Here is a 12,633-nt window from a genome sequence, read left to right on the forward strand (position 1 = left end):
CGTTACCATTGACTACGTGCTCATCTGTCTCACGGCGTCGCATCGCAACGCCAGCTTCGATCTCCTGGAGCGACTGAGCATCGGTGCACCCGCGGCAGCCAGCCGACTCGTCACGGATGCCGGCGTCCTCGACGGTGCAGTGGTCCTCGCGACCTGCAACCGCTTCGAGGCGTACCTGGACATCGCGGGCGACGAGAGCGACTCCGCCGTCTCCGCCACCGTGCAGGCCGTGGCCGCCGCGAGCGACCTCGACGCGACCGAGGTCCTGGACTCCGTCAACGTGCTCGGCGGCAAGGACGTCGTGCAGCACCTGTTCGCCGTGTCGAGCGGTCTCGAGTCCGTCGTCGTCGGCGAGACCGAGATCTCCGGCCAGGTCCGTCGCTCGCTCGAGGACGCCCGGTCGAACGGCACCACCACCTCGGATCTCGAGCGCCTGTTCCAAGAGGCCGCGCACACCTCGCGCGGCGTCAAGACCCGCACCCGCATCGGCGCCGCCGGCCGGTCGCTCGTGCGCCTCGGCCTCGAACTCGCCTCGTCGCGCGTCACCGACTGGGCCCGCACCCGCGTGCTGCTCGTCGGCACCGGCAGCTACGCGGCGACCACCATCGCCGCCCTGCGCGACCGCGGTGCCACGAACATCCAGGTCTTCTCGCCCTCGGGTCGCGCGTCCTGGTTCGCCGCCAAGCACGACCTCGTCGCCACCCGTGACCTGCGCCAGGCTATCGGGGCGAGCGACGTCCTGATCACCTGCACCTCGAGCGAGGTCCCGGTCGTCGCACCGGCCGACCTCGACGACGGGGTCCGCCGCATCGTCATCGACCTCGGGCTCCCCCGCAACGTCGACCCCGCGGCCGCCGGCGTCGACGGCGTCGAGCTGCTCGACCTCGAGACGATCAGCATCCACGCCCCGATCTCCGAGCTGAACGCCGAGTCCGAGGCCCGCGCGATGGTCGACGACGCCGTGTCCCGGTTCCGCGCGCAGGCGATGGAGCAGTCGACGACCCCGGCGCTCGTGGCGTTCCGCAAGCACGTGTTCGACATCCTCGACGACGAGATCGAGCGGGCCAAGCGCCGCGCGGACGCCGACGGCGAGTCCGTCGAGCACACCGAGCGGGCGCTCCGGCACCTGGTCGGCGTCCTGCTGCACCGTCCGTCGGTCCGCGCCCGTGAGCTCGGTCGGGCCGGTCGCGGCGAGGAGTTCGTCGGGGCGATCGACTCCCTGTACGGCGTCCGCCCCGACGCCGAACCGGAGCTGCCGTCGCCCGTCGTCCCGCTGGCCGACCGCACGGCCCTGGACCCGACCACCCCGGGTCGCGACGACCAGGCGGACGCGAGCTGAGCCTCCAGACAGGCGCCCAACCACCCACACTGCGCGTGAGTGCGCTGCTGCTGGTGCGTGACCGACGTGTCCTGATGGTGCGCGCCCGGGCGCGCGACGTGCTCTACCTGCCCGGCGGCAAGGCGGAGCCGCACGAGACCGACGTCGAGGCCGCCGTGCGCGAGGCGCACGAGGAGACCGGTCTGCGGCTGACCGCCGCCGACGTCGAACCGTTCGGCGTCGTGCTCGAGCCCGCCCACGGGCAGGCGCCGGGGACGATGGTCGCGATGACGCTGTTCCTGGTCCGGCCGGGAGGCCCGCTGGACTCCGCCACGCCCGTCGCCTCGGCCGAGGTGGACGAGGTCGAGTGGGTCACCTCCGCCGACGCGGGTCGCTGCCCGCCTGCGGGCGTGGAGACGCTCCGCCGCCTGGTGGCGGCGGAGCTGATCGACTGACCGTCAGGCCTTGTCGGTGTCGGTGTACTCCCCGACCTCGCCGTTCTGTGCCGGCTCGGCCTCGCCGGGGATGTCCGAGTCGACGTACTCGCCATCGGGCCCGGCGCCGTTCGGACGCGCCTCGCCGGGGATGTCGCTCGAGACGAACTCGCCGACGGGCTCCGTCGACTCGACGTGCTCCTCGCCCGGGATCTCGCTGTCGGTGAAGGCTCCGGCGCGGGGCTCGACCCCGTCCGCGCGACCCTCGTCGCCTCGTGCCTGTTCGTGCTTGCCCGTCATGTCCGACCTCCGCTGCTCGGGTTGCTTGCCTCGGAGTGTGCTCGGGGTCCCTGGACGCCGACCGAACCGGATGCGGCGTTCGGTGGTTGCCTGTGCAGCATGCAACGCAGCAGCCGATCCAAGTTCCTGCTCGTCGTGACCGGGCTCGTCGCCGTCGGGACACTGGCGGGGTGTGCCTCGGACGGGCAGCCCGCCGCCACCGAGACGGTCACCGCGCCCGCGCCGTCGCCGTCCGCGTCCGCGCCGGCGTCCGCACCGCAGTCGTCGGACGAGTCCGCCTCGACGGCACCGTCCACCGGTTCCGGGTCGTCCGCCGGTTCCGGTTCTGCTTCCGGTGACCGGTGCGCGGTGTCGTCGCTGGCAGGACGCATCGAGGCCGGCAGCGGTGGTGCCGCCGGCAGCGTCATCGTGCACCTGGTGCTCGAGAACACCGGGTCGACGACCTGCACCGTGCAGGGGTGGCCGGGCGTCTCGTTCGTCGGGGGTGGCACCGGCAAGCAGATCGGTGCGGCCGCGACGCAGGAGAAGAACGCGCCGCACCCGACCGTGACCCTCGCACCCGGCAAGACCGCCGTCGCACCGCTCAAGATCGTCCGGGCCGAGAACTACCCGTCGGGTGACTGCTCGGCGAAGACCCCGGACGGCTTCCGTGTGTACCCGCCCGGGTCGAAGCAGTCCCTGTTCGTGAAGGACACGGACTACAAGGCGTGCGCGTCCGCCGACGCCTCGCTGCTGTCCGTGCAGGCGTTCGTGCCGGAGGGGCAGGCGACGTCGTAGCGGTCGGACGTTCGACGACAGCTGTCGCACGATCCGCTGGCACCGATCCCGGGAGTGGACAGGTCTGTTGCTCACGACGGAACTGACCTATGGTCGTCGTGGGATGGGGGTTCTCTCAGGTTGCCGCAGGTCGGCAGGACCGGAGAGTGCGCTCGTGCCGTGACCACCGCATCGATGCTCTTGGGGGAAACATGACGGATCACAGTTCGAAGAGCGGCCGGGGGATCTCGAGGCGAGGTCTGCTGCAGGGCGCCGCCGTCACGATCGGCGGATCAGCCCTGGCCGGCGCTGCGGCGTCACCGGCGACCGCGGCAGCCACCAAGCCGTTCATCCCGTCGGGACTGACCTACTCCGCGAGCGACCCGCTCGCCGGGTTCTTCCGCAAGGTCGCCGCCGGCACCGCGACCATCGTCACGGCGGGCGACTCGATCACGGAGGCGTTCGGCGCAGCCTCGCCGCAGAAGGGGTACCCGGCGCGGGTGCGGGCACGACTCCGCAACGGTGCTGGGCAGGCACCCGGCGGGTTCGACTACGTCCCCGCCCGCTCGCAGTACGCCACGGTCGACAAGCCGCCGACCACGGTGACCTACGTCTCGTACACCGGGGCGAACGGTGCCGCGATCGACCTCCGCTCCGCCACGTACGCAGGCGCCCGGAGCACGAAGTCCGGACTCGGCCGACGAGCCGTCGCGCTGACCGGCACCGGCACCGGCGTCCGGTCGGCGACGTTCACGCAGCGCTGCACGTCGTTCGTGCTGTCGTGGCGGGCGACGAGCACGCGTGACGCCGTCTCCGTCGCCATCGACGGCACCAAGGTCACCCTGCCCGCGGTCTCCACCGGTGAACAGACCTGGACCAGCCCGAAGTCGGCCTCCGCGGTCCGCACCGTCACGGTGACGTGGCAGAGCGGCGAGCCGTTCCTCGAGGGCTGGCAGCTCTTCGACGGCGACGAGGGCGGTGGGTTCCACGTCCTCGAGGCATCGCAGTCGACCTCGCGCACCGAGGGGTTCTCCCTCGCGTCGTCGGCCGCCAACGGCAACGACACCTGGGCGGATGCGCTCCGTCGGTTCTCGCCCGACCTGATCACGTCGATGTGGGGAACGAACGACTACGGCGTGGTCACCCCCGCGGTGCTGACGCAGCAGACGGTCAACTACCTGGACCTGGTGCACGACCGGAGCCCGGACTCGGCGTTGCTCGTGATCATGCCGTACCAGCTGGGCAAGGCGTCGGCCGCCGAGTGGGCGAAGTACCGCGCCGCACAGCAGCAGGCGGTGACCACGTTCCGGTCCGCGAACCCGGGTGTCGCGATCGGGTTCTTCGACCTCGGTGCCTACGTGCCGCCGTACTTCGGGCAGACCGGCACGACGGGCAACACCTACATGTACGACGGGATCCACCCGAACGACACCGGCTACGACGTCATCGCGGCGATCCTCTACGCCTACCTGACGTCGACACCGGCCTGAGCTGGGGCCCCGTCCGCGTGGTGATCGCGGGCGGGGCGCAGTCCGTGACGAGCGGGAGCCCCGGACCGTGGGCACCGCGAACCGCAGGTACGGACAGTCCAAGGAGCGCCGTCGTGGGGATTCGGGTCGACACGACGGCGCTCACACCACACGTCATCGTGTGCCAGGCGACGCTCGCCCCCGCGCGTCGCCAGCAGCGATGCTCGTCCGGATCCGACCGGGCGTCAAGGAATAGATGAGCACGACTCGCCGGTCGCACCCGTCCCCGTGAGCTCGGGCACGATGGGCTCCGTGCGCACGACGATCAGCGACGAACGCCCGGGGACCGACGAACTGGTGGCGCTGTACGACGCCGTCGGGTGGACCGCGTACACGCAGGACCCCGCAGCCCTCACCGCGGCGATCGTCGGCTCGCACACCGTGCTGACCGCCCGCGACGACGATGGACACCTGCTCGGCCTGCTCCGCACGGTCTCCGACGGCGTGACGATCGTGTACGTGCAGGACGTCCTCGTCGTGCCGTCCGCGCACCGGTCGGGCGTCGGCGGTGCACTCCTCGACGCGGTCCTGCAGCGGTACGCCGACGTTCGCCAGACGGTCCTGCTCACCGACACCGAGGCGGGGCAGCGGGCGTTCTACGAGTCGCGTGGCTTCGTCGAGGCCCACGACGTCGAACCCCAGCCGCTGCGCTCCTTCGTGCTCCTGCGCTGAGCGGGGATGGGTCCCGCGACCGATTCCGTGCGGCACCACGGCGTTCCTAGACTCGGACGCATGGGGGCTCGCGCACGGACACGTTCAGCAGGAGCGCTCGCGACCGCGCTCATCGTCGTGCTCACACTCGCCGCGTGCACGTGGTCACCGCCACCGCCGACCGGATCGGAATCGGCACTCGCGAAGCTCATCACCCGGGTCGAGCGGTTGCCCGGCGTCGACACGGCCGAGGGCGAGGTCCGTCAGGTCGACGCGAAGGACGACCCGCACAACTGGATCACGTCGCTCGAGGTGCGGGCCGACTCGAGCGACCTCGCCGTCGCCGAACGGATCCGGCACACGGCGGCGCGGGGTGTCAGCGGCACGACGCTGTCGGTGACCCTGGACGTGCCTCGCAGCCGCGCGTCGGCACCGGTCGTCCTCGATCCGATGGACCGCGACGTCGTCGACCTGGCCGGACGGCTGCGTGCGGAGCCCTTCGTGCGCAGGCTCTGGGTGACCCCGTCAGGTTCCACGATCTGGCTCGTGCCGGGCGTCAGCTTCACCGACGCCGTCACGCAGGCCCGTCCGATCGTCGGCGACCACCCGGCCTCGCTGGACCGGGGTGACGTTTCGGTGGGGATCACGGCGACGCACCCCGGACGAGCACTCCTGCGCACGATCGACGGGTTTGACGGCGACGGTGACCACCACGTCGAGCGCCTGTCCTACTCACCGGGCACGACCTACGCCGACGCTGCGCAGGCCACCACCGACGCCGCCGCCGCCGAGTCCGCCACAGCCGGGGAGGCCGAACGCCCCTCCCTGTCGGTCTCGGGCGGAGGACTCGGCGCCGTCGCCGACGTCCTCGTCCGGACGAAGGACGAAGCCGCCGATGCACACCGCGCTCCGCGCACCGCGTTCTCCGTCGGCCTCGACGGGACGAGCGGCTGGCTCGGACTCCCCCTCGACGCCAAGAAGCCGCAGGACGCCACTGCCCCGGGCACCCCGACGTCGGGCCCGTCGCCGACCCCCTGGGTGGCCGCCGACGTCAGCGACCGGGCCGCGACGCTCCGGGCGTTCCTCGAGCGCTCCGCCGACGCTGCCGGGGTCCCGGCGACCGTGACCACGGGCACCGAACAGTGCGCGCCACCCGGATCGAGCTGGTCGCCCGACGCGACCGGCACCCGCGCGACGGCGTTCAGCATCGTGCCCGTGTTCCAGATCGTCGACGACGCGCAGGCGCCGTTCGACGCCGTGACCGCGCTGTGGACTTCCGAGGGCTTCGAGGTCAGCGGCCGGGCGATGGGCCGGGACTACTGGTCGTCGTCAACGGATGCGGATCCTGCCACGGCGAGCATCCGGGGCACGGTCGACGGCCTGAGTCTGCGCGCGGAGTCGGTCTGCGTCCCGCGGCCCTGACCCGGCGACACCGCACCCGCCACCGTCCGTAGCGTCCGCGCTCCCCGAGTCTCGGCCCCGCGGACACTGTCGCCGTTGCTGCGCCCGCGATCTGTCCGCCGGACCGAGACTCGGCACGAGTAGCGGCAGCGGCAGCGCGGCAACAGCAGCGGCAGCGGCAAGCGAGCTCAGCGACGAGCCGGGGCGTGCACCGCCTCGAGCACCTCGGTGCCCATGGTCCGCAGCGCCTCGACCACGGCCAACCGCCGCTGCAACGAAGCGTCGTCGAACGTCACCGTCACGGCGTAGCTGACCGACGACCCGGGCCCCCGCAGGATCCCCGCCTCGGCCCGCACGCCGGTGCTCGACCCGGTGACCGCGACGACCTGCAACCCGTGGTCGAGTGCCCGGTGCGCCAGGGGGTCGAGGCCGAAGGAACCGGCGACCAGGTTCAGGTCGCTCGCCAGGGACAGCCAGCCGAGCACCCGGTTCGACACCGCCTCGTCGACGACCTCGCCGAGCGCCAGGCCGCGCATCACCCACGACAGCTCCCCGGTCGGTGCGACGGACGCGTCGGGAGCGTCGTCCGGCCCACGGCGGTCCCGCACGCGGTCGATCAACGCCGTGCGCTCGATGCCCAGGGACTCCGCGCGCTCCCGGACGGCGTCGATGCCCACCGTCGTCAGCAGCGCGTTCATCGCCCAGGCATCGGCGGTGGCCCCGACCAGGGTCGCCAGGTCGGGCACCTGCATGGTCGGCTCCTGCAGGAACTGCCACAGGCCGGCGCCGGTCGCGGTGTCGCGGGCCATCCGCTGCAGCCGGTCACCGTGCAGGCGGCCGTCCTCGAGCTGGGCGGCGACCTCGATGAGCAGCAGGACGCGGCCCAGGCTCGCGACCGGCTGCACCAGGGTGTCGTCGATCCCGAGCAGTGCCTTGCCGCTCGACGTGTCGATCACCGAGGCACTCACCCCGGCGCCCTCAAGCGCGAGCGCACCGAGGGCCTCGGTGGTGGCGGTGAAGCGGTCGTCGGCCCGGCCGCTGTGCCGCCCACGACCGCGGCCGCCACCCGCTGGGCGGTCGTCCGGTCGCCGGCGGCGCGACGACCGGGCCGCGTCCGACTCCGTCATCACCAGATGGCGACGCGCTCGGCGGGGTCGAGGTACATCGCGTCCTGCTCGGTCACGCCGAAGGTGTCGTACCAGACGTCGATGTTGCGGACCACCTGATTGCAGCGGAACTCGTTCGGCGAGTGCGGGTCGATCGACAGCAGACGCGCAGCCTCTTCCGGTCGGATCGCCATCCGCCAGGCCTGTGCCCAGCTCAGGAAGAAGCGCTCGGCGCCGGTCAGTCCGTCGACGACCGGGGGCTCCTGACCGTCGAGCGACAGCAGGTACGCCTTCCACGCGATCGACAGGCCACCGAGGTCACCGATGTTCTCGCCGATCGTCAGGGCACCGTTCACGTGGCTGTCGGGCACCTCGGTCGGCACCAGGGCGTCGTACTGCGCGATGAGGGCCTTCGTGCGCTCCTCGAACGCCGCGCGGTCCGCTTCGGTCCACCAGTTCTCGAGCTTGCCGTCGCCGTCGTACTGCGAGCCCTGGTCGTCGAAGCCGTGACCGATCTCGTGCCCGATGACGGCACCGATCGCGCCGTAGTTCGCGGCGGCGTCGCGGTCCGCGTCGAAGAACGGGAACTGCAGGATCGCGGCCGGGAAGACGATCTCGTTGAAGCCGGGGTTGTAGTACGCGTTGATCGTCTGCGGGGTCATGAACCACTCGTCGCGGTCGATCGGCTTGCCGATCTTGCCGAGCTCGCGGTCGACCTGGAACGAGGCGACGGCGCGGACGTTCGCGACCAGGTCGTCGGACAGGACGGGCAGCGCCGAGTAGTCGCGCCACTTCACCGGGTAGCCGATCTTCGGCGTGAACTTGTCGAGCTTGTCGAGCGCACGGGCACGGGTCTCGTCGGTCATCCAGTCGAGCGCCGTGATGCTCTGCCGGTACGCCTCGACCAGGTTGGCGACGAGGTCGTCCATCTTGGCCTTCGAGGTCTCGTCGAAGTGCTCCTGCACGTAGATGCGGCCGACGGCCTCGCCCATCGCACCCTCGACCAGCGAGACGCCGCGCTTCCAGCGCTCGCGCTGCTTGGGCGCACCGGTGAGTGCGGTGCCGTAGAACGAGAAGTTCGTGGCCGAGAACGCGCTCGTCAGGTACGCGGCGGAACCACGGATGACCTGCCAGCGCAGCCAGTCCTTCCAGACCTCGAGCGGCTGGTCGTTCAGCAGGTCGGCCAGGCCGGTGATGAACGAGGGCTCGCGGACCACGACGGTCTCGAAGGCTCCGGCGGGGGCGTCGATGGCCTGCCACCAGGTCTGCAGGTCGACGCCCTTCGCGAGCGCGGCGACCTCGGCCCACGGCAGCTTGTTGTAGGTCTTCTGGCTGTCACGGGTGGTGACGTTGTCCCAGTGCTTCGACGCCAGCGCCGTCTCGAGTGCGACGACGTGCTCGGTGCGGGCGCCGCCGTCGTCGAACCCGGCGAGCGGGAACATCGCCGCGACGAACTCGCGGTACTTCTCGCGGATGTCGGCGAACCGCTCTTCGCGGTAGTACGACTCGTCGGGCAGGCCGAGGCCGGACTGCTCCAGGAACACGACGTAGGACTCGGGGTCGCCCGGGTCGTTGTCGACGAAGAGCTGCAGGAAGCTCGGCAGGCCGAGGCGCTCGAAGCGGCCGACGGCGGCGATGACCTCGGGCACGGAGTCGATGGCGGTGATCTCGGCGAGCAGGTGCTCGATCGGCGCGGTGCCGAGCTCCTCGAGGCGCGCTTCGTCGGTGAACGAGGTGAAGAGGTCACCGACCTTGCGTTCCTCGGTGCCGGGGGCGGCCTGCTGCGAGCGCTCGATGATGTCGCGCACGGCGATCTCGGCGGCTTCGGCGAGCACCGTGAAGGAGCCGTACCGGGCCTTGTCGTCCGGGATCGGCGTCGCCTCGATCCAAGTCCCGTTCACGTGGCGGTACAGGTCGTCCTGGGGGCGCACCGCGGGGTCGAGTTCGTCAGTGTGGATGCCGGAGGCACGTGCGACGTCGGTCATGCGGTCCACGATAGCCACCGACCCCATGGGGCAGGTCGATCCGGGTCGTCACCGGCACACGGCTGCCGGTACGGTCATCGCATGGGACTTCCGTGGAAGCTGCACGGCGACGGCAAGACCGTCTCCGCGACGACGATCGTGGCACCCGACGAACGGCTCACCTGGCCCCGGACGATCGGCCTCGGTGTGCAGCACGTCGTCGCGATGTTCGGCGCCACGTTCCTGGTGCCCCTGATCACCGGCTTCCCGCCGTCGACGACGCTGCTGTTCAGCGGCATCGGCACGATCCTGTTCCTGCTCATCACGGGCAACCGCCTGCCGAGCTACCTCGGCTCGTCGTTCGCGTTCATCGCCCCGATCGGTGCGGCGACCAAGATCGGCGGCATCCCGCTCGCCCTGTCCGGCATCATCGTCGTCGGTGCGCTGCTCGCGATCGTCGGGCTCGTCGTGCACCTGGCCGGTGCCGGGTGGATCGACCGACTGATGCCCCCGGTGGTCTCCGGCGCGATCGTCGCCCTGATCGGCTTCAACCTGGCACCGTCGGCCCGGGACAACTTCACGGAAGCCCCGGTCATCGCGGTCATCACCCTCGCGACGATCATCCTGGTCACCGTCCTGTTCCGGGGCCTGATCGGCCGCCTGTCGATCGTGATCGGCGTGCTCGTCGGGTACGTCGCGGCGCTCATCGGCGGTCAGGTCGACTTCTCGAAGGTCGGCCACAAGCCGTGGATCGGTCTGCCGGACTTCACCGCTCCCGCGTTCGACCCGTCGCAGCTGCCGATCTACCTGGCGTTCGTTCCGGTCGTGCTGGCGCTGGTCGCCGAGAACGTCGGCCACGTCAAGGGCGTCGGGCAGTTGACCGGCCGTGACCTCACGCCGCTCACCGGTCGCGCGCTCTTCGCCGACGGCATCTCGACCGTCCTGGCCGGCGTCGGTGGCGGCTCCGCCACCACCACCTACGGCGAGAACATCGGCGTCATGGCCGCCACCCGCGTCTTCTCGACCGCCGCCTACTGGGTCGCCGCGATCGCGGCCGTCCTGCTCGGCCTGTCGCCGAGGATCGGCGCCGTCATCTCGTCGGTGCCCGCCGGCGTGCTCGGCGGCGCCACCACCGCGCTCTACGGCCTGATCGGCATCATCGGCATCCGGATCTGGGTCGAGAACCGCGTCGACTTCTCGAAGCCGAAGAACCAGCTGACCGCCGGAATCGCTCTGATCATCGGAATCGCGAACTTCACGTTCACCTTCGGCCAGGCCAGCTTCGGCGGCATCATCGTCGGCACGATCGCCGCGATCGTCGTCTACCACCTGATGGACGTCATCGGCCGGGCCCGCGGCACCGACGAGCCCTCGACCGAGGCCGCCGACCCCGCGCACGCCGCAACCGGCGCCGTCCCCGCGGAACCGCGCGCCGACTGACGCGAGTGGTCGGCCGGCCGTCGCCACGCGCCTGACGACGTGGGACCACCGGACGGGAGGCCCGTGGCGGACACGGCCACGGGCCTCCAGTCCGTCACGTGGTGCGTTGCGGACCGGAACGCCCCCCAGTCGGTCGCTCCGGTCCGCAACGCGCTCCTCGCCCGGTTCAGCGGGGCGCGCTGGGCGACGGGGTCGCGGTCTGCACCGACTCCTGCTCGTCGATGTACCGCTGATCGAGCGGGACCTCATCGGCGACCCCCGGGGTCCACTGCCCGACCACGGTCGTGCCGTCGGACTCGTACACGTCGCCGCCGTCCGGCTCGCTCCACAGGACCCAGCCCTCGCGGCCGTTGTCCGCCCTCCCGGGGACCAGATCCGGGTGACCCGACGCGTTCGGGACCCCGTAGGTCTGGCCCTTGTCGTTGACCGCCCAGTCCGACGTGACCGCGGTGGCGTACTGCAGCGTCGCCGTCCACCGCGTCCCCGCCGACGCTTCGATGCTGAACGTCGTGGTCCCTCGCTCCGGGAGCCGGCCGTCGACGACGCGCATCGTCCCTTCGTCCCGACAACTCAGGCCCGATGCGCCCCTTCCGACGGTGGGGACCCGGACCATGCCGACGTCGTTGCGGCACGTGATGTCGACGATCACGGCACCCGCGGTGTCGGGAGCCTGCCCGATGTCGATCAGTGCGGGGCCGGTGTGCGTCGCAGTGGTCGTGCGCCCGACTGCTGCCGTCGTCGTGGTGCCCGGGAGCCCGGCGACGACCAGGGCGGCGGCGCTGGTCGTCACCGCGATCGCTGCGACGGAGACGATCGAGACGCCGATGCGTGCACGTCGTTGCTGGCGCTGCAGGGCGCTGGGTCGTGTCCCGATGGCGGCCAGCTCCGAGCGGACCGCCGCAGCAGCGTCGGGGTTCATGTCGATGCTCATCAGTAGGTGCCTTCCGGTGCGTTGCGGACACTGGGACGGAGGTCGTGCAGGTCGCGTTGCAGGCGCTGCCGCATCCGGTGCAACCGCACGCGTGCCGCCGGCGGTTTGAGACCGACCGCCTGCGCGGCCTGCCAGACCGGCATCTCCTCGACCCCGGTGAGCACCAGCAGCGCGGCGTCCTGCGGCGCGAGTCCCCGGATCGTCGTCCTGAGGCGTTCGCGGGCCTCGAGGTCTTCGGCGTCCGTGGCTGGAGCGTGGGGATCGTCCCGAGGGAGTGCGTCGAGGAGCTTCCGGTACCGCGCCGCTGCGCGTCGGTGGTTCTGGGTCAGGTTGACCGTCGTGACCAGCAACCACGGAGCGACGGAACCCGCCACCAGAGTGACGCTCTTGCGCTTGCGCCAGAGCTCGTAGAACGCCGCCGCCGTGATGTCCTCGGCGTCGTGCGAGTTCTCCGTCAGGCTCAACGCCCGTCGGTAGATGCGCGGTCGGTGCCGGTCGAACAGCGCGGCGAACGCAGCCCCGTCATCACGGACCGCTCGCGTCCACAGCGGGCCGTCGTCCTGTTCGTCCTTCACACTCTGGAGTGTCCGGTCATGGCTCCAGCGTTACAGACGCCAGCGGATCAGCTCGTCGCGCAACGAGGTCGTGCGGGGCGCAAGCCCGAGGACGTGGGACCACCGGACTGGAGGCCCGTGGCGGACACGGCCACGGGCCTCCAGTCCGTCCCGGGGTCACGCCCACCCCGCCTGGTGACCACGACGGGTCGGCATCGCCGACAGAATGGGTCGGTGCACCGACCGACG

12 protein-coding genes are annotated in these 12,633 nt (G+C 71.3%); 7 read left to right on the forward strand and 5 right to left on the reverse strand.

Annotated elements, in window-relative coordinates:
* The first annotated feature begins 16 nt into the window (after positions 1-16).
* A complete protein-coding gene (locus tag ASF75_RS14515) occupies positions 17-1,339 on the forward strand; it encodes a glutamyl-tRNA reductase (RefSeq protein WP_017887730.1) in 1,323 nt (440 codons plus the stop codon).
* A gap of 35 nt (positions 1,340-1,374) precedes the next feature.
* A complete protein-coding gene (locus ASF75_RS14520; protein WP_082509777.1) occupies positions 1,375-1,773 on the forward strand; it encodes an NUDIX hydrolase in 399 nt (132 codons plus the stop codon).
* 3 nt (positions 1,774-1,776) lie between these two features.
* Here ASF75_RS14520 and ASF75_RS14525 read toward each other — a convergent pair whose 3' ends face one another.
* Entirely contained in the window at positions 1,777-2,052 is a 276-nt protein-coding gene (locus tag ASF75_RS14525) for a hypothetical protein (RefSeq protein WP_017887732.1), read from the reverse strand.
* A 99-nt stretch (positions 2,053-2,151) separates the two neighbouring features.
* On the opposite strand from ASF75_RS14525, the gene ASF75_RS14530 reads away from it, so the two are divergent.
* The 4 genes from ASF75_RS14530 (at position 2,152) to ASF75_RS18260 (ending at position 6,410) form a co-directional block, all read left to right on the forward strand.
* On the forward strand, positions 2,152-2,829 hold the full coding sequence (locus ASF75_RS14530) for a DUF4232 domain-containing protein (RefSeq protein WP_056072520.1): 678 nt from the start codon (positions 2,152-2,154) through the stop codon (positions 2,827-2,829).
* A gap of 191 nt (positions 2,830-3,020) precedes the next feature.
* Positions 3,021-4,298: an SGNH/GDSL hydrolase family protein gene (locus ASF75_RS14535; RefSeq protein WP_056072523.1), complete on the forward strand. Its 1,278-nt coding sequence runs from the start codon at positions 3,021-3,023 to the stop codon at positions 4,296-4,298.
* Between the two features lie 291 nt (positions 4,299-4,589).
* Positions 4,590-5,009, forward strand: a complete 420-nt coding sequence (locus ASF75_RS14540) for a GNAT family N-acetyltransferase (protein WP_156463902.1) — start codon at positions 4,590-4,592, stop codon at positions 5,007-5,009.
* A gap of 60 nt (positions 5,010-5,069) precedes the next feature.
* Positions 5,070-6,410, forward strand: a complete 1,341-nt coding sequence (locus tag ASF75_RS18260; protein WP_056072526.1) for a hypothetical protein — start codon at positions 5,070-5,072, stop codon at positions 6,408-6,410.
* 167 nt (positions 6,411-6,577) lie between these two features.
* Here the strand turns inward: ASF75_RS18260 and ASF75_RS14550 are convergent, their stop codons facing one another.
* Together ASF75_RS14550 and ASF75_RS14555 are read right to left on the reverse strand one after the other, a co-directional pair.
* The gene (locus ASF75_RS14550; RefSeq protein ID WP_017887737.1) at positions 6,578-7,516 is read right to left on the reverse strand and encodes a serine hydrolase; all 939 of its coding nucleotides are present in this window, start codon (positions 7,514-7,516) and stop codon (positions 6,578-6,580) included.
* A complete protein-coding gene (locus ASF75_RS14555) occupies positions 7,516-9,480 on the reverse strand; it encodes a M13 family metallopeptidase (RefSeq protein ID WP_042538058.1) in 1,965 nt (654 codons plus the stop codon). Before ASF75_RS14555 ends, ASF75_RS14550 begins: the two co-directional genes overlap by 1 nt.
* A gap of 81 nt (positions 9,481-9,561) precedes the next feature.
* Between ASF75_RS14555 and ASF75_RS14560 the strand changes: the two genes are divergently transcribed.
* Complete coding sequence (locus tag ASF75_RS14560; RefSeq protein ID WP_056072529.1) at positions 9,562-10,899, forward strand: uracil-xanthine permease family protein; 1,338 nt, start codon at positions 9,562-9,564, stop codon at positions 10,897-10,899.
* A gap of 166 nt (positions 10,900-11,065) precedes the next feature.
* On the opposite strand, the gene ASF75_RS14565 is transcribed toward ASF75_RS14560, so the two are convergent.
* Together ASF75_RS14565 and ASF75_RS14570 are read right to left on the reverse strand one after the other, a co-directional pair.
* Positions 11,066-11,830 carry a hypothetical protein gene (locus tag ASF75_RS14565; protein ID WP_056072532.1) on the reverse strand — a complete coding sequence of 255 codons (765 nt, stop codon included), beginning with the start codon at positions 11,828-11,830 and terminating at the stop codon, positions 11,066-11,068.
* A complete protein-coding gene (locus ASF75_RS14570; RefSeq protein ID WP_056072533.1) occupies positions 11,830-12,405 on the reverse strand; it encodes an RNA polymerase sigma factor in 576 nt (191 codons plus the stop codon). The genes ASF75_RS14565 and ASF75_RS14570 overlap by 1 nt, the downstream gene beginning before the upstream one ends.
* Positions 12,406-12,633: the final 228 nt, after the last annotated feature.

It is taken from the genome of Curtobacterium sp. Leaf154 (assembly GCF_001424595.1).
Classification (GTDB): domain Bacteria; phylum Actinomycetota; class Actinomycetes; order Actinomycetales; family Microbacteriaceae; genus Curtobacterium; species Curtobacterium poinsettiae.